The sequence below is a fragment of the Arthrobacter sp. genome (genome assembly GCF_048266065.1).
Classification (GTDB): Bacteria; Actinomycetota; Actinomycetes; order Actinomycetales; family Micrococcaceae; genus Arthrobacter_H.
In genome coordinates this window covers 47,734-71,225 of the sequence record NZ_JBLXAH010000010.1, presented here as the reverse complement: position 1 = coordinate 71,225, position 23,492 = coordinate 47,734, and the positions used below count along the sequence as shown (strand labels likewise).

Sequence of the window (23,492 nt, the reverse complement as noted above, 5' to 3'; positions counted from 1 at the left end):
TGTCGGGTCCGGACCGGGACTGAACAGAGAGAGTACCCATGGCTACGACCAACGACATCAAGAACGGCACGGTCCTGAAGATCGACGGCCAGCTGTGGACCATCACCGAGTTCCAGCACGTCAAGCCCGGCAAGGGCGGCGCCTTCGTGCGCACCAAGATGCGCAACGTGCTCTCCGGCAAGACGGTGGACAAGACCTTCAACGCCGGCCTCAAGATCGAGACCGCCACCGTGGACCGCCGCGACTACCAGTACCTGTACCAGGACGGCGCGGACTACGTGTTCATGAACACCTCCGACTTCGACCAGCTCACGGTCGAGGGCAAGGTCGTCGGCGACGCCGCCAACTTCCTGCTCGAATCCGACATGGTCACCATCGCCATGCACGAAGGCGCGGTCCTCTACGTCGAACTGCCCCCGTCGGTGACCCTGGAGATCACCTACACCGAGCCCGGCCTGCAGGGCGACCGCTCATCCGCCGGCACCAAGCCGGCCACCGTGGAGACCGGCTACGAGATCCAGGTCCCGCTGTTCCTCGAACAGGGCGTCAAGGTCAAGGTCGACACCCGCACCGGCGACTACCTGGGGCGTGTCAACTAGTGAGTGCCCGCACCAAGGCCCGTCGACGGGCGCTGGACGTCCTCTTCGAGGCCGAGCAGCGCGACGTCTCGCCCCTGGAGGCGATGCGCCTGCGCCGCGAAACCACCGACATCACCGTCAACGACTACACGCTGACGCTGATCGAGGGGGTCATGGCCCATGGGGAGCGGATCGACGAGATCCTGGGCACCTACGCCAAGGGCTGGACCCTGGACCGGATGCCGTCAGTGGACCGGACCATCCTGCGCCTGGGCACCTGGGAACTGCTCTACAACGACGACATTCCTGATGCCGTGGCCGTGGCCGAGGCAGTGGCCTCCGCCACGGTCCTGTCCACCGATGACTCACCGGAGTTCATCAACGGGCTCCTCGGACGCATCCAACAGCTCAAGCCGACACTGCTGGCCTGACCGGCAAGACACCACGTACGACACGGGGTGCCGTCCCCACGGGACGGCACCCCGTTCGTGTACCCGGGCACCGGCTGTCAGAGGCCCGGAGCCTGGGGGGTGCCGGTCAGCTCGGTGCGGTAACGCAGGATCAGCGCCAACAACCGCGCCTCGTCCCGCAGCGCTGCCTCGCGCCGGGTGCCGGCAACGATCCGGTTGCGGGTGGCAGCCAACCGCATCGCAGTGCGGGTGAAACCGCGCATCGGCACCCGCTGCCCGGTGGCGGCCGCCCAACCGGCGGCCTGCCTGCGCCCGGTGCGGGTGGAGAACATGGTGACTTCTTCGGGACTGAACCACCCGGCCTGCGCATAATCGGCCAGCCGGCGGTTGATGAGCCGGCGTTCGGCCCGCCGCAACAGCAGCACGGCCACGACAGCGCTGATGAACAGCGGGACCTGCAGCAACAGGTAGAACGTCCAGAAGTCCTGGAAGATCAGGCCCATCCCGCCGTTCCACAAGAAGTGCCCGACCATGGCCGGCAGCAGACCCAGCAGGAAGTAGACCGGCCACAGCCGACGGGCACCGCGCTGGGCCGCCAGCCCCAGGGCGAACCCCGTCCACGCGGTGAACATCACATGCGCAAACGGCGAGAAGAGGCCACGCAACACGAAGACCTGGATCATCGTGGACCCGGCGTCGGCGTAGGCATCGGAAAAATACAGGATGTTCTCGGTGAACGCGAACCCCGCTGCGATGGTCCCGCCATACACGATGCCGTCCACCGGCCCGTCGAAGTGCGAGCGGGCCACCGCGAAGATCAGCAGCACGCCGATGCCCTTCATCGTCTCCTCGACGACCGGGGCCTGCACGACGGCGCTGAACAGGTCGGGACCGGTCGCCGCAGCCAGTGCGGCAAACGCCTTGCCGAAGGCCTCACCGAAGATCAGGCTCCCCGCGATGGAGGCACCGGCACCCCAGGCAAAGGCACACCACAGCGCCAGGCGCGGCTCCGGATCCCACCGGTCCACCCAACGCAGCGCCACCAGGCACAGGCCCAACGGGACCAGGGCCAGCAACCCCACGACGAACAAGGTCCCGGTGCCCAACACGGTGCCCAGCCAGATGGCCACCCCGAGCAGCAGCAGGACACTGAGCACCGACACGATGACCAGCCCGGGGCTGTAGCGCCGCGGTGCCCTCGCCTTGGCCAGACGCGCGGCCAGTGACAGGTCAACGGCCGGTTCATCGCGGGGCCAGGCAGGGGTGAGCGGAGCGGTGGGATCCGCGCCGTTGCCCTGCGGATCCGCGGGTGGGTATGCGCTCATGGACCTCAGCGTAGTCCGGCCCGGCAACGGCGGCATCCACGGGCGGGCGTGGCGCCGATCACCGCCACCGCGTCACAGTGAAGTCGCAATGTCCCCGGTGGCCAGCGTGACTCGGGGACCGGCGTCGTCCTGTGCTAATTTGGAGCGGGCAGTCACCCTTTAAATTCCGTCCTGTGAGGCGGGGAAGGAGGCGGCATCATGGAAACATTCGGCGCCACCCAGGGATCCGGGCCCACCGGTCCCACCAGCGTTCGTACGGTACTTTCAGAAGCCGACATCTCGCGCGTGCTCACCCGCATCGCGCACGAAATCATCGAAGCCAACAAGGGCACCCGGGACCTGGTCCTGCTGGGGATCCCCTCCCGCGGCTTCCCCCTGGCGCAGCGGCTCGCCGAGCGCATCTCCCGGACCGAACCCGGCACCGACCCGGCGGCCATCACCGGTCAACTCGACATCACCATGTACCGGGACGACCTGCGCCATTCCACCACCCGCACCCCCTCGCCCACCCGCCTGCCGGCCGGCGGGATCGACGGCAAGGTCGTGGTCCTGGTCGACGACGTGCTCTACTCGGGGCGCACCATCCGCGCCGCCCTGGACGCCCTGTCCGATCTGGGCCGGCCCCGGATCGTGCGCCTGGCGGTGCTGGTGGACCGTGGCCACCGCGAACTGCCCATCCGCGCCGACCATGTGGGCAAGAACCTGCCCACCGCCGCCTCCGAGAAGGTCAGGGTCAGGCTCGGCGAAATCGACAGCGAAGACGGCGTGCCGGTCAACGACGTCGTGATCGTGGGGCAGCCATGAGGCACCTGCTCTCCACCGCGGACCTGGCCCGCGACGACGCGATCCGCATCCTGGACATCGCCGAGGACATGGCCGCCGTGGGCACCCGCGAGGTCAAGAAGCTCCCCGCCCTGCGCGGTCGCACCGTGGTGAACCTGTTCTTCGAGGACTCCACCCGGACCCGGATCTCCTTCGAGGCAGCCGCCAAGCGGCTCTCCGCCGACGTCATCAACTTCTCGGCCAAGGGCTCCTCGGTGTCCAAGGGCGAATCGCTGAAGGACACCGCCCAGACCCTGAAGGCGATCGGCGCCGACGGGGTGGTCATCCGGCACGGCTCCTCCGGGGCACCCGCCCGCCTGGCCGCCGCCGGCTGGATCGACGCGCCGGTGGTCAACGCCGGCGACGGCACCCACGAACACCCCACCCAGGCCCTGCTGGACGCGTTCACGCTGCGCAACCACTGGGCCGGCGTGCGCGGCGTCGACACCACCGGATCCGACCTGTCGGGCATGCGCGTGGCCATCGTGGGGGACATCCTGCACTCCCGGGTCGCCCGCTCCAACCTGTGGCTGCTGCGCACCCTGGGCGCCGAGGTGACCATGGTGGCCCCGCCGACCCTGCTGCCCATCGGTGCCAGCTCCTGGCCGTGCACGATCAGCTACGACCTGGACGCCACCCTGGCCGGGGGCATCGACGCCGTCATGATGCTCCGCGTCCAGGGCGAGCGCCAGCACGCCTCCTTCTTCCCCAGCGCCCGCGAATACTCGCGCCGCTGGGGCTTCGACGACGCCCGCCTGGCCGCCCTGGACAGCCAACCCGGACGCGAGACGGTCATCCTGCACCCCGGACCGATGAACCGGGGATTGGAGATCTCCTCCGCCGCCGCCGATTCGCCACGCTCGACCGTCCTGGAGCAGGTCTCCAACGGCGTCGCCGTGCGCATGGCCGTCCTGTACCTCCTGCTTTCCGCGGACCCCCAGCGTCCCGGCGCCCTCTGAGAATCGAGAACCACATGAGCACCACCTACCTGATCCGCGGTGCCGCCCTCGCCGGCGGGCCCGCCACCGACCTGCTGATCGGCGACGGGATGATTCTCGCCACCGGCCCCGGGGCCTCCACCCACGCCGACGCCGGGACCGCCGAGGCCATCGACGCCGCCGGGCTCATCGCCCTGCCCGGCCTGGTCGACCTGCACACCCACCTGCGTGAACCCGGCCGCGAGGATGCCGAAACCGTCGAGACCGGAACGCGGGCTGCGGCCCGCGGCGGCTTCACCGCGGTGCACGCCATGGCCAACTCCACCCCGGTCGCCGACACCGCCGGCGTGGTGGAACAGGTCCACAACCTGGGACAGCGCAGCGGCTGGGTCGACGTGCGCCCCGTCGGCGCGGTCACCGTGGGCCTGGCCGGAACCCAACTGTCCGAACTCGGGGCCATGGCCGACTCCAGGGCCCAGGTCCGGGTCTTCTCCGACGACGGGATGTGCGTCTGGGACCCAGTGCTGATGCGCCGCGCGCTGGAATACGTGAAGGCCTTCGACGGGGTCATCGCCCAGCACGCCCAGGAACCCCGGCTGACCGAGGGCGCCCAGATGAACGAGGGCGAGGTCTCCGCGGTCCTGGGGCTGGCCGGCTGGCCCGCCGTCGCCGAGGAATCGATCATCGCCCGCGACGTGCTGCTGGCCCAACACGTCGGGTCCCGGCTGCACGTCTGCCACGTCTCCACCGCCGGGTCGGTGGAGATCATCCGCTGGGCCAAGTCCCTGGGCATCAACGTCACCGCCGAGGTCACCCCGCACCACCTGCTGCTCACCGACGAGCTGGTGCGCAGCTACAACCCGGTCTACAAGGTCAACCCGCCGCTGCGCCGCGAGGCAGACGTCATGGCCTTGCGGGCCGGACTCGCCGACGGCACCATCGACGTCATCGGCACCGACCACGCGCCGCACCCGTCGGAGGCCAAGGACTGCGAATGGGCCCAGGCCGCCATGGGGATGACCGGGCTGGAAACCGCGCTCTCCGTCGTCCAGCACACCATGGTCGAGACGGGACTGATCGGCTGGAACGACGTCGCCCGGATCACCTCCACGACCCCCGCCGTCATCGGCAGGCTTCCCGACCAGGGACGCCCGCTGGCGGCCGGGGAACCGGCCAACCTCATCCTGGTGGACCCGGCGGCCCGCTGGACGGTCAAACCTGAGGAGATGGCCACCAAGGGACGCAACTCGCCCTTCGCCGGCATGGAATTGCCCGGCAGCGTGCGCGCCACCTTCTTCCACGGCCACCCCACGGTCCTGGACGGCGCCCTGAACACCCCCCGCCCCTACACCGGAGCCGCCTCGTGAACGAATACGTCCCCTACATCATCGGGATCATCGTCGTGGCTGCGGTGGCCATCGCGATGATGCGCGTCGGCTGGCGGCACCGCCAGGGACGCCAGTCCGACGTCGCGCCCCCGCCGGCGATCCCCGGCGACCTGTCGGCACCGGTGGCCGAGGCCACCGGCCAGTACGTCTCCACCACGACGGCGGGGGACTGGCTGGACCGGATCAGCGTCCACGGACTGGGCATGAAATCAAACGCCACCCTCACCGTCCATCCGCAGGGCGTGTTGTTCACCCGCACCGGTTCCCCCGACGTCTTCATCCCGGCCGCCGACCTGGAATCCGTGCGACGGGAGGCCGGCATGGCAGGAAAGTTCGTCGAGGCCGGAGGCCTGCTGGTGCTGGGCTGGCGTCTGGGCGAACACCACCTCGACACCGGGTTCCGACCCCGACGAGCCGAGGACATGGCCACCCTGGTGGCCGCCACCGAAGCATTGATCCCCGCCGGCACCACCGGCCCGGCCCACGACCACACAGCAGCGAAGAAGGACAACGAATGAGCCCGATGACGACCACCGAACCCGCAGTCCTGGTCCTGGAGGACGGACGCATGTTCCGCGGCCGCGCCTACGGCGCCGGCGGCACCGCACTGGGCGAAGCCGTGTTCGCGACCGGCATGACCGGATACCAGGAGACGATCACCGACCCCTCCTACGCCCGCCAGCTGGTGGTGCAGACAGCACCGCATATCGGCAACACCGGGGTGAACGAGGCCGACAACGAATCGCGTCGCATCTGGGTCGCCGGCTACATCGTCCGCGATGCCGCCCGCCGACCCTCGAACTGGCGTTCCGAGGGCACCCTGGACGATGAACTGGCCCGCCAGGGGGTCGTGGGCATCCAGGGCGTGGACACCCGCGCCATCACCCGCCACCTGCGCGAACGCGGTGCCATGAAGGCCGGGATCTTCTCCGGCGATGCCGCCCGCGCCAGCGACGCCGACCTGCTGGCGCAGGTCTGCGGCCAGGCGCCGATGGCCGGCGCCCGGCTGGCCGAAGAGGTCAGCGTCGACGCCGCCTACACCGTCGAGCCGGCCGACCACGGCTGGACCGGGGAACCGCGCTTCAGCATTGCAGCCATCGACCTGGGGCTGAAGGGCATGACCCCGGTGCGCTTCGCCGAACGCGGCGTCCGCGTCCACGTCCTGCCCGCCAGCTCGACCTTCGAGCAGATCACCGCGACCGGCGCGGACGGCGTCTTCCTCTCCAACGGGCCCGGGGACCCCGCCACCGCCGACGAGCAGGTGGCCACGCTGCGCCAGGTGCTGGACGCCAGGATCCCGTTCTTCGGCATCTGCTTCGGCAACCAGATCCTCGGCCGCGCGCTGGGCTTCGGCACCTACAAGCTGCCCTACGGCCACCGCGGCATCAACCAGCCGGTCATGGACCTGGGCACCGGCAAGGTGGAGATCACCAGCCAGAACCACGGCTTCGCCGTGGACGCACCCCGTGACGGCGCCCACGAGGCCCCCGAGTCCCGCTACGGCCGCGTGGAGGTCTCCCACATCTCGCTCAACGACCACGTCGTGGAGGGGCTGCGCTGCCTGGACCTGCCGGCCTTCTCGGTGCAATACCACCCCGAGGCCGCCGCCGGACCCCACGATTCGGCCTACCTCTTTGACCGCTTCATCGACCTGATGGCCGCCCACGGCGCCACCACCACGACCTCCCAGAAAGGGAACTAATGCCCAAGCGCGAAGACCTCAAGTCAGTCCTGGTCATCGGGTCGGGCCCGATCGTCATCGGCCAGGCCGCCGAGTTCGACTACTCCGGCACCCAGGCCCTGCGCGTGTTGCGCGAGGAGGGCCTGCGGGTCATCCTGGTCAACTCGAACCCGGCCACCATCATGACCGATCCGGAGTTCGCCGACGCGACCTACATCGAACCGATCACCCCCGAGGTGGTCGAGAAGATCATCGCCCAGGAGCGCCCGGACGCCATCCTGCCCACCCTCGGCGGACAGACCGCGCTGAACACCGCCATCGCCCTGGACAAGTCCGGTGCGCTGCAGCGCTACAACGTCGAGCTCATCGGCGCCAACATCGAGGCCATCGAGCTCGGTGAGGACCGCGAGAAGTTCAAGGGCGTCGTCGAACGCTGTGGTGCCGAGTCGGCGAAGTCGATCATCGTGCATTCCATGGACGAGGCGTTCGCCGCCGTCGAGCAGTTGAACTACCCCGTCGTCGTGCGCCCTTCCTTCACCATGGGCGGGCTGGGCTCGGGCATGGCCTACAACGCCGAGGACCTGCGCCGCATCGCCGGTGCCGGCATCCAGTACTCGCCGACCTCCGAGGTGCTGTTGGAGGAGTCCATCCTGGGGTGGAAGGAATACGAGCTGGAGATGATGCGCGACAAGAACGACAACGTCGTCGTCGTGTGCTCCATCGAGAACTTCGACCCGGTCGGCGTGCACACCGGCGACTCCATCACCGTCGCCCCGGCCATGACGCTGACCGACCGCGAGTACCAGAAGCTGCGCGACATCTCCATCGCCGTCATCCGCGAGGTCGGGGTGGACACCGGCGGCTGCAACATCCAGTTCGCGATCGAACCTGACACCGGACGCGTGGTCGTCATCGAGATGAACCCGCGCGTCTCGCGCTCCTCGGCACTGGCGTCCAAGGCCACCGGCTTCGCCATCGCCAAGATCGCCACCAAGCTCTCGCTGGGCTACACGCTGGACGAGATCCCCAACGACATCACCCGCAAGACCCCGGCCAGCTTCGAGCCCACGCTGGACTACGTCGTGGTGAAGGTCCCGCGGTTTGCCTTCGAGAAGTTCCCGGCGGCCGATCCGACCCTGACCACCACCATGAAGTCGGTCGGCGAGGCCATGGCGATCGGCCGCAACTTCACCGAGGCGCTGCAGAAGGCGCTGCGCTCACTTGAGCAGCGCGGTGCCCAGCTCACGTTCACCGCCCCCGACCCGGTGGACGTCCCGTCGCTGCTGGCGCGCAGCCGTGTCGGCTCCACCGGCCGGTTGGCCATGGTGCAGCAGGCGCTGCTGGGCGGGGCCACCATCGAGGAGGCGTACGAGGCCACGGGGATCGACCCCTGGTACCTGGACCAGCTGGTGCTCATCAACGAGATCGCCGAGCAGATCCGCGAGGCAGGGTCCCTGGGCGAGGACGTGCTGCGCCTGGCCAAGCGCCACGGCTTCTCCGACGAGCAGATCGGCGAGCTGACCCACACCCCCGAGGCCGTCGTGCGCGGGGTACGCCACGCGCTCGGGGTCCGCCCGGTCTACAAGACGGTCGACACCTGCGCCGCCGAGTTCGCCGCCTACACCCCGTACCACTACTCCTCCTACGACGAGGAGACCGAGGTCGGAGCCCACGCCAAGCCCTCGGTCATCATCCTGGGGTCCGGCCCCAACCGGATCGGGCAGGGCATCGAGTTCGACTACTCCTGCGTCCACGCCACCATGGCGTTGCGCGAGGCCGGCTACGAGACGGTCATGGTCAACTGCAACCCGGAAACCGTCTCCACCGACTACGACGTCTCCACCCGCCTGTACTTCGAGCCGCTCACGCTCGAGGACGTGCTGGAGGTCATCCACGCCGAACAGGAGACCGGGGGAGTGCTCGGCGTCTACGTCCAGCTCGGCGGGCAGACCCCGCTGAAGCTCGCGCAGGAGCTCGCCGACGCCGGCGTGCCGATCCTGGGCACCTCCCCGGAGGCGATCGACCTGGCCGAACACCGTGGCGCCTTCTCCCGGGTGCTGGAGGAAGGCGGGCTGATCTCCCCGAAGAACGGCACCGCCGTCTCCTTCGAGGACGCCAAGAAGATCGCCGACGAGATCGGCTACCCCGTGCTGGTCCGCCCCTCCTACGTGCTCGGTGGGCGCGGCATGGAGATCGTCTACGACGAGGCGAACCTGGAGCGCTACATCGCCCACGCCACCGAGATCACCGAGGACCACCCGGTGCTGGTGGACCGGTTCCTGGAGGACGCCATCGAGATCGACGTCGACGCCCTCTACGACGGCACCGACATCTACATCGGCGGCATCATGGAGCACATCGAGGAGGCCGGCATCCACTCGGGCGACTCCGCCTGCGTGCTGCCCCCGATCACCCTGGGCACCGACGTGCAGGCCCGGGTCGCCGAGGCCACGCTGGCCATCGCGAAGGGCGTGGGGGTGCGCGGACTGATCAACATCCAGTTCGCCCTGGCCTCCGACGTCCTCTACGTCATCGAGGCCAACCCGCGCGCCTCGCGGACCGTCCCGTTCGTCTCCAAGGCCACCGGCGTCCAGCTGGCCAAGGGGGCCGCACTGATCGGCACCGGGGTGTCCATCGCCGAACTGCGCGAGGTGCACCACCTGCTGCCCGCCACCGGCGACGGCTCCCAGCTGCCGGCGGACTGCCCCGTCTCCGTGAAGGAGGCGGTACTGCCCTTCGCCCGCTTCCGCACCCCGGAGGGCAAGGTCGTCGACTCGCTGCTCGGCCCGGAAATGCGCTCCACCGGCGAGGTGATGGGCATCGACAAGTACTTCGACACCGCCTTCGCCAAGAGCCAGGCCGCGTCGAACTCGCCGCTGCCCACCGGCGGACGGGTCTTCGTCTCGGTCGCCAACCGGGACAAGCGCTCCATCGTGCTGCCGGTCAAGCACCTGGCCGACCTCGGCTTCGAGATCGTCTCCACCGGCGGCACGGCCGAGGTCCTGCGCCGCAACGGCATCACCGCCACGGTGGTCCGCAAGGTCCGCGAGGGCGCCGAAGAGGGCGACCCGACGATCACCGACCTGATCACCGAGGGCAGGATCGACATGATCCTGAACACCCCCTCCGGCGGCGACGCGCGCGGGGACGGCTACGAGATCCGGGCCGCTGCCACCTCAGTGGGCACCCCGGTGATCACCACGGTCGCCGAATTCGGTGCGGCCATCCAGGCGATCCAGGCCATGCGCGAATACAAATGGTCGGTCACCAGCCTGCAGGATCACGCCGAACGCCTCAACGCCTCCCGCGCGGGGGCCTGAGCCGTGGCATCGGCAGCCGCACAGGCGGGGCACGACGGCGGCACCCGGGACCCGTTCGGCACCCGCCTGGCGCGGGCGATGGGGGAGCGGGGACCGCTGTGCGTGGGCATCGACCCGCATCCCGGACTGCTCGCCGACTGGTCGCTGCCGGACACCGCTGCGGGCGTGGAGCGCTTCGCGCTGACCATGGTGGAGGCCATGGCGGGGAACGTCGCGCTGGTCAAACCGCAGGTGGCGCTGTTCGAACGCCACGGTTCGGCGGGGATCGCCGCACTGGAGCGCACGCTGGCCGCCTGCGCCGACGCGTCGCTGCTCTCGTTGGCGGACGCCAAGCGCGGCGACATCGGCTCCACCATGGCCGCCTATGCCGACGCCTGGCTGGCCGACGGTTCACCGTTGGCCGCCGACGCGGTGACCCTGAGCCCCTACCTGGGCTTCGGTTCGCTGCGCCCGGCACTGGATCTGGCGGCACGGACGGGGCGCGGGGTCTTCGTCCTCGGGCTCACGTCCAATCCGGAAGGCGCCTCCGTCCAGCACGTCGGGGGAGCGGCCTCGGTGGCCCGTTCCATCGTGGAGGCCACCGCAGCCGAGAACGCCGGGGCAACCCCCTTCGGGTCAACGGGCCTGGTCATCGGCGCCACCGTGGGGCCGGCGCTGGGTGAGCTGGGCATCGACCTGGCCGCCAGCCATGCCCCGATCCTCGCCCCGGGGCTGGGCGCCCAGGGTGCCACGGGGGCCGACCTGCGGGCCGTCTTCGGGTCGGTGTGGAACCAGCTGGTCCCCACCTCCAGCCGGGACATCCTGCGCCACGGGCCCACGGTGGCTGCCCTGCGGGACGCCACGGCACGGGTCCAGGAGGACCTGCGTTCCTGAAGCCGGCGGGTGCCGGGCCATTGCGCCCGGTGCCCGGGTTCGCTAGGTTCGGATCACGTCGTCGAAGATGGCGTGTGGTGCCTAGTCACGACCGATTCCTAGCCGGCAGGGGATTACGCTATGGTTTTGAAGTCATTATCGGAGGAGGACCGCGCCAAGGCGCGGGCCAAGGCCCTGGTCTCGCGGACCCGCAGGGCCGAAGTCAAGAGCGACTTCGGCAGCGGGAAGCTCGGGATCGCCGACCTGCTCGAACTGGCCCGGACCGAGGAGGCCGTGGGGCGCCTGCGCGTTGCGGATCTGCTCGAGTCGGTACCCGGTGTCGGGACGGTCAGGGCCGCGGCGCTGATGGAACGCATCGGCATCTCGGCGAACCGCAGGCTGCGTGGCCTGGGTCGCAAACAGCAGGGCGCCCTGCTGGCACACTTCGCCGACACGCCGCCGCACGCAAAAAAGTAACAAAGGACACCATGCCGGCTTCCAGCCACCCGACAGTCACCGTTCTCGCGGGCCCCACCGCCGTGGGCAAGGGCACCATCTCGACCTACATCCGCGACCACTACCCGGAGGTCTGGTTGTCCGTTTCGGCGACCACGCGGGAACCGCGGCCGGGGGAGCAGGACGGCGTCCACTACTTCTTCGTCGGTCCCGACGCGTTCCAGGAACTGGTCGCCGGCGGTGACATGCTCGAATGGGCGGTGGTCCATGGGCGGAACAGCTACGGCACCATTCGCAGCAAGGTGCAGGAGGCGGTGGATGCCGGGCGCAGCGTGCTGCTGGAGATCGACCTGCAGGGCGCACGCCAGGTCAAGGAGTCGATGCCGGAGGCGAAATTCGTCTTCCTGGCGCCTCCCAGCTGGGATGAACTGGTGCGTCGGCTCATCGGCCGCGGCACCGAAACGGCCGAGGAACAGCAAAGACGACTCGATACCGCTAAACTGGAACTTGCTGCCGAAAAGGAATTCGACGTCACGATCGTGAATGACGACATCCGGCGTGCAGCCGACGAGCTGGTATCCCAGATGGGGCTGACACCGCACCAGCGGTAGGCAGGACCCGCCGGCACCGAGAAACACCACACAGAATTTGGAGGATTCGTGTCCACGAACCTTGAAGGCATCATCAACCCGCCGATCGACGAGCTGCTGACCACCACCGATTCGAAGTACGCCCTGGTCATCAACTCGGCCAAGCGTGCACGCCAGATCAACGCCTACTACTCGCAGCTGCACGAGGGCCTGTTCGAGTATGTCGGCCCGCTGGTCGACACCCAGCTGAACGAGAAGCCGCTGTCCATCGCCCTGCGCGAGATCAACGAGGGGCTCCTGCAGGTCAACCCGTCAGTCCCCGAGACCGCCGAGTAGCACCAGCGCCGTGACGGCCCAGCAGCGCATCGTCCTTGGAGTGGGCGGCGGGATCGCCGCCTACAAGGTCGCGGCGCTGCTGCGCTTGTTTAAGGAGTCGGGACGCCACGTTGACGTGGTGCCCACCGAGGCGTCCCTGCAGTTCGTCGGCCGGGCCACCTGGGAGGCCCTCTCGGGCCGCCCGGTGCACACCAGCGTGTTCGAGGCAGTGGAGGACGTCAACCACGTCCGGCTCGGCCAGGAAGCGGACCTGGTCCTCATCGCCCCGGCGACCGCTGACCTGTTGGCCCGTCTGGCGGCGGGCATGGCCAACGACCTGCTCACCAACACAGTGCTGGCCAGCCGCGCACCGGTCATGGTGGCCCCGGCCATGCACACCGAGATGTGGGAGAACCCGGCCACCACTGCCAACATCGCGACCCTGCGTTCCCGCGGCGTCACCGTCATCGACCCGGCGATCGGGCGGCTGACGGGCAAGGACTCCGGGCCGGGGCGCTTGCCGGAGGCCGCCGACTTGTTCGCCGCCGCCGAACGCCTGCTGGCGCAGCGGGCGCCCTCGGCCTCCCACGCCGTGGCCCCGGGCCCGTTGGCCGGACGGACAGTGGTGGTCTCGGCCGGCGGCACCCGCGAACCGCTGGACCCCGTGCGGTTCCTGGGCAACCGCTCCTCGGGCAAGCAGGGCACGGCCATCGCCCGCGCCGCCCTCGCCGCAGGGGCCCAGGTGAGACTGGTCGCAGCCCATCTGGAAACGGGGGTTCCGGACGGCGTCGAACTGCTCACCGCCTCCACCGCCCTGCAACTGCGCGATGCGGTGGACCAGGCCTGTGAGGGGGCCGACGCCGTCGTCATGGCGGCGGCCGTCGCCGACTTCCGCCCGGCGGACTATGCCGGCTCCAAGATCAAGAAAAAGGGCGACGACGGCGCCCCCACCCTCACGCTGCTCCGCAACCCCGACATCCTCGCCGGGTTGGTGGATCGGCGGCGCGCCGACCCCGGGAAGGGGCCGGCGGTGATCGCCGGATTCGCCGCCGAAACCGGGGACGACGAGGGATCGGTCATGGACCATGCCCGGGCCAAGCTCGCCCGCAAGGGATGCGACCTGCTGGTCGTCAACGAAGTGGGCGCCACCCTCGGGTTCGGTACCGAGGAGAACACGGTGACCATCCTCGCGGCCGACGGCTCCCCGGAAACCGAAGTTGCCGGGACCAAGGACGAGGTCGCCGAGGCCGTTGTCACGGCGCTGGCCGCCGCGCTGAACCGGTAGAGTGGACGGGTGACTTCCCAGAATCCCGCCCTGCGTCTGTTCAGCTCCGAATCGGTGACGGAGGGCCATCCCGACAAGATCTGCGACCAGATCAGTGATGCCATCCTCGACGCCATGCTCACCCAGGACCCGAACTCGCGGGTGGCCGTGGAAACCCTGACCACCACCGGACTGGTCCACGTGGCAGGGGAAGTCACCACTGCCGGATACGTCGAGATCCCGCAGCTGGTCCGCCAGACCATCCTGGACATCGGCTACGACTCCTCCGCCAATGGTTTCGACGGCGCCCGCTGCGGCGTGTCGGTGTCCATCGGCCAGCAGTCCCAGGAGATCGCCGACGGCGTCTTCAACTCCTGGGAGATGCGCGAAGGCTCCGGCGCCGATCCGCGTGACGCCCAGGGTGCCGGGGACCAGGGGATCATGTTCGGCTATGCCTCGGACGAGACCCCCGTGCTGATGCCCACCCCGATCTGGCTGGCCCAGCGCCTGTCCGAAAAGCTCACGCAGGTGCGCAAGGATGGCTCGCAGCCGTTGCTGCGCCCCGACGGCAAGACCCAGGTCACCATCGGCTACGACGGCAACACCCCCGTTTCCGTGGAGACGATCGTCGTCTCCGCCCAGCACGCCCGCGAACTGGACCTGGACCAGTTGCGCCACGACCTGGACGACCTGGTCGTCCAGCCCGTGCTCGCCGGCACCGAACTGGACACCTCGAACACCCGGATCATCCTGAACCCCTCCGGCCCGTTCATCATCGGCGGCCCGGTCGGCGACGCCGGGCTGACCGGACGCAAGATCATCGTGGACACCTATGGCGGATTCGCCCGCCACGGCGGCGGAGCGTTCTCCGGCAAGGATCCCTCCAAGGTCGACCGCTCGGCGGCCTACGCCATGCGCTGGATCGCGAAGAACGTCGTCGCTGCCGGGTTGGCCCGACGCGCCGAGATCCAGGTGGCCTACGCGATCGGCGTCGCCCGCCCCGTGGGGCTCTACGTGGAGACGTTCGGCACCGAGACGGTGGACCCGGCACGGATTGCCACCGCCATCGATGAGGTCTTCGACCTGCGCCCGCTGGGCATCATCGAGGACCTGGACCTCAAGCGCCCGATCTACCAGCGCACGGCGGCCCACGGCCACTTCGGCCGCGAGGAACCCGGGTTCACCTGGGAGCAGACCAATCGCGTGGACGCATTGCGCAGCTACTTCAACCTCTAAGGGGGGTCCGGTGAACCGGTCAGCGGACGAACCCGGGCAGCCCACGCTGCTGCAGGGTTTCGACCTCCGCGGGCCGCTGCCCGGCGGGATCACCGCCGCCGCAACCCTGCCGGTGGCCCGCGTCCTGCTCGAGACCCAGGTACCGCACCTGGACCGGCTCTACGACTACCTGGTGCCCGTGGAACTCGATGAGGCAGCGGTGCCGGGCGTGCGGATCCGGGCCCGTTTCGGCGGGCAGGAACTGGGCGGGTACCTCGTCGAGCGCCTGGCCGAAACCGACCCCGGCGTCAAACTGCAGCCGCTGGGCAAGGTCGTCTCGCCCGAGGTCGTGCTGGGCCCCGGCGTGCTGGCCCTCTGCCAGGCCGTCGCCGCCCGCTATGCGGGCACCGTCCCGGATGTCATCCGCTCGGCCATCCCGCCGCGCATGGCCCGGGTGGAAACCGAGGCGGAGCCACCAACTCCCTGCGGGACCGCACCTGCCGCCGGGACCGACGCCGAACCGCCGTCGTGCCTGCCCGCCTACGACGGCGGCGGGGACTTCCTGCGCCAGCTCGCCACCGGTTCCTCACCCCGGGCCGTGCTCACGGTGATCCCGAACCAGCCAGGTGGCTGGCCGGGCCTCATCGTCGAGGCCGTCAGGGCGTGCCTGGACTCCGGGCGCGGTGCCCTGGTGGTCGTGCCCGACGCCCGCGACCTGGAACGTGCCGCGTCGGCATTGACCGACGCGTTGGGGGAGGAACAGGTGGCCCGGCTCAGTGCCGAGGACGGGGCCACACCGCGCTACCGGGCGTTCCTGAAGGTCTCCCGCGGACGGGCCCGGGTGGCCGTCGGCACCCGCTCGGCCGCCTATGCCCCGGTCCGGGACCTCGGCCTGCTGGTCCTGTGGGAGGACCACGACTCCAGCCACGCCGAGCCCCGCGCCCCCTACCAGCATTCCCGTGAGGTGCTGCTGCTCAGGGCCCAACTCACCCATTGCGCGCTGCTGGTGGCCTCCACCTCCCGTAGCGCCGAGGCCCAGCGCCTGGTGCTCACCGGCTGGGCCCCCGAGCTCACGGCCCCCCGTCAGCTGCTCAGGGCCCAGGCCCCCCGCGTGACGGCCAGTTCCGACTCCTTCGAACAGGAACGCGACCCCCTCCTGCACGCAGCACGACTGCCACGCATCGCCTGGGCCGCCGCATCCCGGGCCCTGGAGCAGGGCCCGGTCCTGGTCCAGGTGGCGCGCACTGGTTTTTTGCCGGCCGTGCGCTGTGAACGCTGCCGGGAACCGGCCCGGTGCACCGAGTGTTCGGGCCCCTTGGCGCTCGAGGCCGCCGGTGGCACCCCTGGATGCCGGTGGTGTGGCCGGCAGGCACCCGGGTGGACCTGCCAGATGTGCGGTGGGCACCGGCTGCGCGCCGCGGCCATCGGGGCTGACCGCACCGCCGAGGAACTCGGCCGGGCCTTCCCCCAGGTCCCGGTCATCAGCGCCACCGGCGACCACCCTCGGCGCAGCGTGCCCTCCTCCCCATCGCTCGTGGTGGCCACTCCGGGGGCGGAGCCGGTGGCGGAGGGCGGTTATGCCGCCGTGTTGCTGCTGGACGGGGACCGGATGCTGGCCCGCGACGAGTTGCGCACGGGAGAGGAGGTCCTGCACCGCTGGATGGCCGCCGCCTCACTGGCCAGGCCGTCCCGCGAGGGCGGGGTGGTGGTCGTCGCGGCGGGGGATTCGGACCCGGTCAAGGCGCTGGTCCGCTTCGACGCTGCGGGATTCGCCGAACGCGAGCTGGGATTGCGCCGCGACCTCGGCCTGCCACCGGCGGTGCGCATCGCTGCGCTGTCGGGCCCTGCTGCGGCCGCCGATGCATTCGCTGGTGCCCTGGAACTGGACGACACGGTCCGGCTGACCGGTCCCGTGATCGAGGAGGAGGGTGTGCACCGCTGGCTGTTGTTCTTCCCGTACGGCCACGGTGCGGCGGTGACCGGTGAGCTGCGGCGGGTCAAGGCCCGCTCCTCGGCGAGCCGGGATCCGGTGGTCAACGTCCGGGTGGATGCCCCCGGACTCCTCTAGGAGTTTTGTCCACTAGTGGACAAGAAGTCCAGAATGAGGCGGGCTGCGGTGGCCGGACGCTCATAGTGGATCAGGTGTCCCACTCCGGCGATGACCTCCAGGCGGGCGTGGGGGAATTGTGCCGCCAGGGAGTACTGTCCGGGAACCGACCCCAGATCGTCGAGCTCGCCGACAATGAGCAGCGTGGGCATCCGGATCTGGGCGGCGAAGTCCCGGACCGTGTCGCGGATCGAGGAGGCGAAGGCCTCCTGCAGACTCTCTCGAGTGGCGAACCGGCTGAAGTAGCGCCGGTGCTGGTCCACCACGTACGCCCGGGTCGCCGGGTCGGACGAGGTGCCCATCAGCGCGGACATGGCATCGACCACCAGACGGCTGCGCAGCACCGCCAGGCCCCAGCGTTCCGGAAGCATCCGCCCGGCCGCGTAGTAACCGGCGGCCAGCCGCGAAAAGAGCGCCTGCCCGCCCTCCAACGCCGGTTCGCAAATCGGGTTCACCAGCACCAGCCGCGCGAAGGCCCCGGGATGCTCCGCGGCCGCCCGGGAGGCCACGATGGAACCGAAGGAGTGCCCCAACAGGATCGTTGAGGCGGGCAGGCCCAGGTCCGAACGCAGCGTGTCGATGACCGTGGCGTAGGCGGCGGCGTCATGAGGTGAGGTGGTGAAGGCTGTTGAATCGCCAAAGCCCGGCAGATCCGGCACCACCAGGGTGTATCCGGGAAGATGGCGCACCAGCAGATCAAGCCCATGGTGGTCTCCGCGGAATCCATGGATCGCCAGGATGATTCCCCGGGATGGACCCTGGGCCGGAAAGGTCCGCACCACCAGATCCGATCCGCGATGGCTGTGGTGGGTTCTCAACGGCGTGCGGGGGGCGGGGGCTGCACTCATGCAGCGAGCCTATCGGGTCCGTCCCCCCGGTTCAGCGCAGCAGCCGCCAGGCGGTGCCCTCGTCGACGACCAGATCGGTCATCAGCCGTCCCTCCAGGGCACCACGCAGTGCGGGGAGCTTGCCCCGCCCGGCCACGACGGCCAGTCGTTGCGGGATCCGCCGCAGCTCATCGAGCCGCGGCCCGGTCGCCCGTTCGTTCATCGCAATGCCCTCGTCGCTTCCGTCGCTGCGGTAGAAGACGGTGGCCACGTCCCCGACCACACCCTGCTCGCGCAGCGCCCGGGCTTCCTGGGTGCTGACGTAGCCGCCACGGTAGATCTGGCTGGGGACCGCCGAGTCGATGGACCCCAGGCCGAAGACCGCCAGGCGGATGTCCCGATGGGTGTGCAGCACCCGGATGACCGAGCGTTCCCTCCACATCATCGCGCGGGTCTCGGCGCGGTCGAAGAACGCCGGCACCGGGAACTGCTCCACCCGTGCGGTAAAGGCCGTGCCGAACCGGAAGAGGATGTCGCTGGCGTAGGAGATTCCGGTGGTCTGCGGATTGGCCGCCCCGTTGAGCTGGACGAAGACCGTGTCATGGGTCGGCTTGTGCACCAGGTGCTTGCTGAGGGCACTGAGCGTCGAGCCCCAGGCCAGCCCGACGGTCATGCCGGAGGAGATCAGCGGCTGGACCACGTGGGCCGCATGGGCGGCCACCCGCTCGAGCACCTCGGACTCGCTGAGGGAGCCATCGGTGGGCACCACCTGGGCCCTGACCCCGAAACGTGCCTCGAGGTCGCGCACCAGCGACGTCGCCCGGCCCCGGGGCGGGTTCAACTCGATCTTCACCAACCCGGTGCGCTTGGCCAGGGAGAGCAACCGCGAGACCGTCGAACGCGATACCCCCAAGTCACGGGCGATCGCCTCCATGGTCAGATCCTGGACGTAGTAGAGCTGGGCGGCGCGCAGGGCATCACGTTCCCTGCGGTCCGCGGTGTGGCGTGCACCCTGCACGATCGGTTCACCGAACCGCACGCCCGCCTCGGTGAGATGGCCGTCACGACCCATGGATTCCCCGCCTTCTGCACATATGTGCATTTCGATTGACTGTAACGTTCCGCCGTTACCAGACTACTGGGCGGCGGCCCGATACCGGATTGCCAGCACCATCTCGCAGCAAAGGAACGTAGAGCGTGTCCACCACCCCAGCAGCCCGTCCGGCGGTCTCGGATCTCCGAAACCGCCCCCGCGCCCAGGTCCTCATCGTCGGCGGCGGCATCAACGGCGTCGCGACCTTCCGCTATCTCGCCCTGCAGGGCATCGACGTCGCCCTGGTCGAACGCGGCGACTACTGCCAGGGGGCCTCCGGGGCCTCCTCGCACATGATCCACGGCGGCATCCGCTACCTGGAGAACGGCGAATTCCGCCTGGTCCGCGAATCGGTCCGGGAACGCAACACCCTGTTGGCCATCGCCCCGCACTACGTCAAGCCGCTACGCACCACCATCCCCATCTTCTCCACCTTCTCCGGGATCCTCAGCGCTCCGGCCCGCTTCCTGACCCACCGCAACGCAAAACCCCAGGAACGCGGTGCACTGCTCATCAAGGCGGGCCTGATGATGTACGACGCATTCGCCGGCTCCGGCCGTCTCACCGAGCGCCACCGCTTCCACCGCCGGCGCGGCGCCCTGGCCGACCTGCCCGCGCTGCGCCCCGACGTGAAATACGCGGCCACCTACTTCGATGCCTCCGTGCACAACCCCGAACGCCTGACCCTGGACGTGCTGCACGACGGCCTGGCCGCCAACCCCGACTCCCGCGCCTCCAACTACCTCTCCCTCGTCTCCGAGCACGACGGCGTTGCCCGGCTGCGCGATGAGCTCACCGGGGACGAATTCGACTTCACCGCCCCGGTCATCGTCAACGCCACCGGAGCCTGGGTCGACCTGACCAACCATGCCCTCGGCGGGGGAAGCCGGTTCATGGGCGGGACGAAGGGATCGCACATCGTGTTGGACAGCCCCGAACTGCTCGCCGCCTGCGGCGGACGGGAGATCTTCTTCGAGCACAGCGACGGGCGCATCGTGCTGATCTACCCCATGGGGGACCGCGTCCTGGTCGGCACCACCGACCTCGAGGCCGACATCAGCCAGCCCGCACGCTGCACCCCCGAGGAGGTCGACTACTTCTTCGAACTGGTCAACCACGTCTTCCCCGACGTCGCCGTCTCCCGGGAGCAGATCGTCTACCGTTTCTCCGGAGTACGCCCGCTGCCCCGCCACGACGACACCCAGCCCGGCTTCGTCTCCCGCGACTACCGCATCGAACGCCGCTCCGGTGCGCGCGGCACCACGGTGCTCAGCCTCGTCGGCGGCAAATGGACCACCTTCCGCGCCCTCGCCGAGCACCTCGGCGCCGAGGTCCTGGACGTGCTGGGCCGCCCGGCCGGACCCGATACCCGGGCGTTGCCGATCGGTGGGGGACGAGACTACCCGCGCAATGCCGTCGAGCGGGAACGGTGGATCTCGGCGCGCACCGCCCGGGCACCGCGCGACCGCGTGGCAGTCCTGCTCGAACGGTACGGAACCCGCACCGACGAGGTGCTCGACGCCTGTGGTCCCGACGATGCCCCGTTGCGTCACTGCCCGGAACTCAGCGTCCACGAACTCGTTCACATGGCACGCGAAGAGCAGGTCGGGCGACTGGTGGACGTGTTCATCCGCCGCACCTCGCTGGCGTTCCGCGGGCTGGTCACCACCGGGCTCATCGACGAATGCGCCGGCGTGCTGGCCCCCGTCCTGGGCTGGGATGCCGAACGCATGGCAGCCGAACGGGCCGACGCCATCCGCGTCCTGGTCGAAGAGCACGGGGTCCAGTTCGCCCCGGCGGCAACCTAACCGCCCACCGGCCGGTCCGTGCCACCGCGCACTGACCGGCCCCCACGATTTCCCCCCGGCGCCAGTCGGGAGACGGAAGCAGCGGGCGCATCACCCGATGCCCTGACCACGTCACACAACACGAGGAGTCAACGATGTCTCTGCATGTCTTCAGCGCCGAACTACTCGGCACCATGATGTTGCTGTTGCTCGGAGGGGGAGTCGTGGCCAACGTCTCCCTGGCCGGCTCGAAGGGAAGGGGCGGCGGCACCCTGATGGTGAACTTCGGGTGGGGGCTCGGCGTCTTTGCCGGGGTGTTCGTCGCCGCCGCCTCGGGAGCCCACCTTAATCCCGCAGTGACCATCGGGCTGCTGGTGAACCCGGACGTCGCCGAATACGCCCCGGGCGTCGACAAGACGTTCATCTCCACGCTGCTCTATTTCGCGGCGCAGCTGATCGGGGCCTTCCTCGGCGCCGTCCTGTGCTGGGTGTCCTACCGACAGCACTTCGACGAGGAACCGGATCCCGCCACCAAGCTCGGCGTCTTCTCCACCGGTCCGGCGCTGAAGGGCAAGTTCTGGAACCTGATGACGGAAATCATCGCAACCTTCGTGCTGGTCTTCGTCATCGCGGGCCTGGGCAAGACACCGCACCAGCTCGGCCCCCTGGCCGTCGGCCTGCTCGTGGTGGCCATTGGCGCCTCGCTGGGCGGGCCCACCGGGTACGCCATCAACCCCACCCGCGACCTGGGCCCGCGCCTGGCCCACGCCATCCTGCCGATCAAGGGCAAGGGCGGCAGTGACTGGGGCTACGCCTGGGTGCCCATCGTCGGACCGCTGATCGGCGGGGCCGTCGGCGGCGTTGCCGGCGCAGCCCTCTTCTAGAGCCGCCGCACCTACCCGGCCCCAACGGCCAGACTCCATGTCCTAGACTCGCAGCAGCGGAATCCTGTGGTGCGCGTCACGGCAGCAGCCACCCCCACACCGGAACCCCGAAGGGAAATCCCATGAGCAAGTACATCATCGCCATCGACCAGGGCACCACGAGTTCACGTGCCATCATCTTCGACCACGACGGATCGATCGTCTCCGTCGGCCAAAAGGAACACGAGCAGATCTTCCCGAAGGCCGGCTGGGTCGAGCACGATGCCACGGAAATCTGGACCAACGTCCGCGAGGTCGTCGGCAGCGCCCTGTCCAAGGCCAACCTCACCCGGCACGACATTGCGGCGGTGGGGATCACCAACCAGCGTGAGACCACCGTCGTCTGGGACAAGAACACCGGCAAGCCCGTCTACAACGCCATCGTCTGGCAGGACACCCGGACCCAGAACATCGTCGACCAGCTCGCCGCCGACGGCGGCGGCGACCGCTACAAGGACCGTGTCGGGTTGCCACTGGCCCCGTACTTCTCGGGCACGAAGGTCAAGTGGATCCTGGACAACGTCGAAGGGGTCCGCGAGCGGGCCGAAGCCGGCGACCTGCTGTTCGGCAACACAGATACCTGGGTGACGTGGAATCTCACCGGAGGCACCGACGGCGGCATCCACATCACCGACGTCACCAATGCCTCACGCACCCTGTTCATGGACCTGGAAAAACTGACGTGGGACGAGGACATCCTGGCGGACTTCGGTGTCCCGGTGTCGATGATGCCGGCCATCAAGTCCTCCTCCGAGGTCTACGGGACAGTGCACACCAACCAGCTGCTGCGTGAAGTCCCCGTCGCCGGGATCCTCGGGGACCAGCAGGCAGCCACCTTCGGCCAGGCCGCCTTCGCCGCAGGCGAGGCCAAGAACACCTACGGCACCGGCTGCTTCCTGATCTTCAACACAGGCGAGGAGATCGTGAAGTCCTCCAACGGCCTGCTGACCACGCTCGCCTACCAGATCGGCGACGAGAAGCCGGTGTACGCCCTCGAGGGCTCCATCGCCGTCGCCGGTTCCCTGGTGCAGTGGTTGCGCGACAACATCGGCATGATCTCCTCGGCTGCCGAGGTCGAGGAGCTGGCCTCCCAGGCGGAGGACAACGGGGGCGTCTACATCGTCCCGGCCTTTTCCGGCCTGTTCGCCCCCTACTGGCGTCCGGACGCCCGGGGCGCGATCGTGGGCCTGACGCGTTTTGCCAATCGGTCCCACATCGCCCGCGCGGCCATGGAGGCCACCGCCTTCCAGACCCGTGAGGTCCTCGACGCCGTGAACGCCGACGCCGAGGTGCCGTTGACCGAGCTGCGGGTCGACGGGGGCATGGTCGCCAACGAGAGCCTGATGCAGTTCCAGGCCGACCTGCTCGGGGTCCCGGTCGTCCGCCCGCAGGTCACCGAGACCACTGCACTGGGTGCCGCCTATGCCGCGGGCCTGGCCGTGGGCTTTTGGAAGGACCGCGATGAACTGCGGGCCAAGTGGGCCGAGGACACCCGCTGGGAGCCGTCCATGGAACAGGAGGAGCGTGAACGCCAGATGCGCCTGTGGAAGAAGGCAGTGACCAAGACGTTCGACTGGGTCGACGAGGACGTGCAGTAGCAC

At 69.4% G+C, this 23,492-nt stretch carries 21 protein-coding genes; 18 read left to right on the top strand and 3 right to left on the bottom strand.

Going from position 1 to position 23,492, the window contains the following annotated elements; genetic code table 11:
- Nucleotides 1-38 precede the first annotated feature (38 nt).
- Together efp and nusB are read left to right on the top strand one after the other, a co-directional pair.
- Nucleotides 39-599 carry an elongation factor P gene (gene efp, locus ACN0TP_RS15505; RefSeq protein ID WP_417220398.1) on the top strand — a complete coding sequence of 187 codons (561 nt, stop codon included), beginning with the start codon at nt 39-41 and terminating at the stop codon, nt 597-599.
- Nucleotides 599-1,009, top strand: coding sequence for a transcription antitermination factor NusB (gene nusB / locus ACN0TP_RS15500; protein ID WP_417220397.1), 411 nt, complete (start codon nt 599-601; stop codon nt 1,007-1,009). Before efp ends, nusB begins: the two co-directional genes overlap by 1 nt.
- 77 nt (nt 1,010-1,086) lie before the next feature.
- On the opposite strand, the gene ACN0TP_RS15495 is transcribed toward nusB, so the two are convergent.
- The gene (locus ACN0TP_RS15495) at nt 1,087-2,313 is read right to left on the bottom strand and encodes a PrsW family intramembrane metalloprotease (RefSeq protein WP_417220395.1); all 1,227 of its coding nucleotides are present in this window, start codon (nt 2,311-2,313) and stop codon (nt 1,087-1,089) included.
- A 198-nt stretch (nt 2,314-2,511) separates the two neighbouring features.
- On the opposite strand from ACN0TP_RS15495, the gene pyrR reads away from it, so the two are divergent.
- From pyrR to ACN0TP_RS15430, 13 genes are all read left to right on the top strand, one after another.
- A complete protein-coding gene (pyrR, locus tag ACN0TP_RS15490; RefSeq protein WP_417220393.1) occupies nt 2,512-3,117 on the top strand; it encodes a bifunctional pyr operon transcriptional regulator/uracil phosphoribosyltransferase PyrR in 606 nt (201 codons plus the stop codon).
- Complete coding sequence (locus tag ACN0TP_RS15485) at nt 3,114-4,094, top strand: aspartate carbamoyltransferase catalytic subunit (RefSeq protein WP_417220391.1); 981 nt, start codon at nt 3,114-3,116, stop codon at nt 4,092-4,094. Before pyrR ends, ACN0TP_RS15485 begins: the two co-directional genes overlap by 4 nt.
- A gap of 14 nt (nt 4,095-4,108) precedes the next feature.
- A complete protein-coding gene (locus ACN0TP_RS15480; RefSeq protein ID WP_417220389.1) occupies nt 4,109-5,440 on the top strand; it encodes a dihydroorotase in 1,332 nt (443 codons plus the stop codon).
- Nucleotides 5,437-5,979: a hypothetical protein gene (locus tag ACN0TP_RS15475; RefSeq protein ID WP_417220387.1), complete on the top strand. Its 543-nt coding sequence runs from the start codon at nt 5,437-5,439 to the stop codon at nt 5,977-5,979. Before ACN0TP_RS15480 ends, ACN0TP_RS15475 begins: the two co-directional genes overlap by 4 nt.
- Nucleotides 5,976-7,163: a glutamine-hydrolyzing carbamoyl-phosphate synthase small subunit gene (gene carA, locus ACN0TP_RS15470; protein WP_417220385.1), complete on the top strand. Its 1,188-nt coding sequence runs from the start codon at nt 5,976-5,978 to the stop codon at nt 7,161-7,163. The genes ACN0TP_RS15475 and carA overlap by 4 nt, the downstream gene beginning before the upstream one ends.
- Entirely contained in the window at nt 7,163-10,462 is a 3,300-nt protein-coding gene (gene carB / locus ACN0TP_RS15465; RefSeq protein ID WP_417220383.1) for a carbamoyl-phosphate synthase large subunit, read from the top strand. The genes carA and carB overlap by 1 nt, the downstream gene beginning before the upstream one ends.
- Before the next feature lie 3 nt (nt 10,463-10,465).
- Nucleotides 10,466-11,335 carry an orotidine-5'-phosphate decarboxylase gene (gene pyrF / locus ACN0TP_RS15460; protein WP_417220381.1) on the top strand — a complete coding sequence of 290 codons (870 nt, stop codon included), beginning with the start codon at nt 10,466-10,468 and terminating at the stop codon, nt 11,333-11,335.
- Between the two features lie 120 nt (nt 11,336-11,455).
- The gene (gene mihF, locus ACN0TP_RS15455; protein ID WP_417220379.1) at nt 11,456-11,791 is read left to right on the top strand and encodes an integration host factor, actinobacterial type; all 336 of its coding nucleotides are present in this window, start codon (nt 11,456-11,458) and stop codon (nt 11,789-11,791) included.
- Nucleotides 11,792-11,802: 11 nt separating this feature from the next.
- The gene (gmk, locus tag ACN0TP_RS15450; protein ID WP_417220377.1) at nt 11,803-12,381 is read left to right on the top strand and encodes a guanylate kinase; all 579 of its coding nucleotides are present in this window, start codon (nt 11,803-11,805) and stop codon (nt 12,379-12,381) included.
- A 48-nt stretch (nt 12,382-12,429) separates the two neighbouring features.
- Nucleotides 12,430-12,696: a DNA-directed RNA polymerase subunit omega gene (rpoZ, locus tag ACN0TP_RS15445; protein ID WP_417220375.1), complete on the top strand. Its 267-nt coding sequence runs from the start codon at nt 12,430-12,432 to the stop codon at nt 12,694-12,696.
- Between the two features lie 10 nt (nt 12,697-12,706).
- A complete protein-coding gene (gene coaBC / locus ACN0TP_RS15440) occupies nt 12,707-13,960 on the top strand; it encodes a bifunctional phosphopantothenoylcysteine decarboxylase/phosphopantothenate--cysteine ligase CoaBC (RefSeq protein WP_417220373.1) in 1,254 nt (417 codons plus the stop codon).
- 9 nt (nt 13,961-13,969) lie between these two features.
- Nucleotides 13,970-15,175 carry a methionine adenosyltransferase gene (gene metK, locus ACN0TP_RS15435; protein WP_417220371.1) on the top strand — a complete coding sequence of 402 codons (1,206 nt, stop codon included), beginning with the start codon at nt 13,970-13,972 and terminating at the stop codon, nt 15,173-15,175.
- 10 nt (nt 15,176-15,185) lie between these two features.
- Nucleotides 15,186-17,222: a primosomal protein N' gene (locus ACN0TP_RS15430; protein WP_417220369.1), complete on the top strand. Its 2,037-nt coding sequence runs from the start codon at nt 15,186-15,188 to the stop codon at nt 17,220-17,222.
- Here the strand turns inward: ACN0TP_RS15430 and ACN0TP_RS15425 are convergent.
- Both ACN0TP_RS15425 and ACN0TP_RS15420 read right to left on the bottom strand, forming a co-directional pair.
- The gene (locus ACN0TP_RS15425) at nt 17,219-18,109 is read right to left on the bottom strand and encodes an alpha/beta fold hydrolase (RefSeq protein ID WP_417220368.1); all 891 of its coding nucleotides are present in this window, start codon (nt 18,107-18,109) and stop codon (nt 17,219-17,221) included. The genes ACN0TP_RS15430 and ACN0TP_RS15425 overlap by 4 nt on opposite strands.
- A gap of 31 nt (nt 18,110-18,140) precedes the next feature.
- Nucleotides 18,141-19,160, bottom strand: a complete 1,020-nt coding sequence (locus tag ACN0TP_RS15420) for a sugar-binding transcriptional regulator (RefSeq protein WP_417220366.1) — start codon at nt 19,158-19,160, stop codon at nt 18,141-18,143.
- Nucleotides 19,161-19,285: 125 nt separating this feature from the next.
- Here ACN0TP_RS15420 and ACN0TP_RS15415 point away from each other — a divergent pair, with 125 nt between their 5' ends.
- The 3 genes from ACN0TP_RS15415 (at nt 19,286) to glpK (ending at nt 23,489) form a co-directional block, all read left to right on the top strand.
- Nucleotides 19,286-20,989, top strand: a complete 1,704-nt coding sequence (locus tag ACN0TP_RS15415) for an FAD-dependent oxidoreductase (RefSeq protein WP_417220364.1) — start codon at nt 19,286-19,288, stop codon at nt 20,987-20,989.
- A 134-nt stretch (nt 20,990-21,123) separates the two neighbouring features.
- Nucleotides 21,124-21,852 (top strand): MIP/aquaporin family protein, encoded by a 729-nt coding sequence (locus ACN0TP_RS15410; RefSeq protein WP_417220362.1) that lies wholly within the window; start codon nt 21,124-21,126, stop codon nt 21,850-21,852.
- Between the two features lie 122 nt (nt 21,853-21,974).
- Complete coding sequence (gene glpK / locus ACN0TP_RS15405) at nt 21,975-23,489, top strand: glycerol kinase GlpK (protein WP_417220360.1); 1,515 nt, start codon at nt 21,975-21,977, stop codon at nt 23,487-23,489.
- Nucleotides 23,490-23,492: the final 3 nt, after the last annotated feature.

Excerpts from the sequence above, each read along its gene's own strand:
- efp (WP_417220398.1), top strand. The coding sequence starts at position 39 with ATGGCTACGACCAACGACATCAAGAACGGCACGGTCCTGAAGATCGAC.
- ACN0TP_RS15495 (WP_417220395.1), bottom strand. The coding sequence starts at position 2,313 with ATGAGCGCATACCCACCCGCGGATCCGCAGGGCAACGGCGCGGATCCC.
- pyrR (WP_417220393.1), top strand. The coding sequence starts at position 2,512 with ATGGAAACATTCGGCGCCACCCAGGGATCCGGGCCCACCGGTCCCACC.
- ACN0TP_RS15485 (WP_417220391.1), top strand. The coding sequence starts at position 3,114 with ATGAGGCACCTGCTCTCCACCGCGGACCTGGCCCGCGACGACGCGATC.
- ACN0TP_RS15480 (WP_417220389.1), top strand. The coding sequence starts at position 4,109 with ATGAGCACCACCTACCTGATCCGCGGTGCCGCCCTCGCCGGCGGGCCC.
- carA (WP_417220385.1), top strand. The coding sequence starts at position 5,976 with ATGAGCCCGATGACGACCACCGAACCCGCAGTCCTGGTCCTGGAGGAC.
- carB (WP_417220383.1), top strand. The coding sequence starts at position 7,163 with ATGCCCAAGCGCGAAGACCTCAAGTCAGTCCTGGTCATCGGGTCGGGC.
- mihF (WP_417220379.1), top strand. The coding sequence starts at position 11,456 with ATGGTTTTGAAGTCATTATCGGAGGAGGACCGCGCCAAGGCGCGGGCC.
- gmk (WP_417220377.1), top strand. The coding sequence starts at position 11,803 with ATGCCGGCTTCCAGCCACCCGACAGTCACCGTTCTCGCGGGCCCCACC.
- ACN0TP_RS15425 (WP_417220368.1), bottom strand. The coding sequence starts at position 18,109 with ATGAGTGCAGCCCCCGCCCCCCGCACGCCGTTGAGAACCCACCACAGC.
- ACN0TP_RS15420 (WP_417220366.1), bottom strand. The coding sequence starts at position 19,160 with ATGGGTCGTGACGGCCATCTCACCGAGGCGGGCGTGCGGTTCGGTGAA.
- ACN0TP_RS15410 (WP_417220362.1), top strand. The coding sequence starts at position 21,124 with ATGTCTCTGCATGTCTTCAGCGCCGAACTACTCGGCACCATGATGTTG.
- glpK (WP_417220360.1), top strand. The coding sequence starts at position 21,975 with ATGAGCAAGTACATCATCGCCATCGACCAGGGCACCACGAGTTCACGT.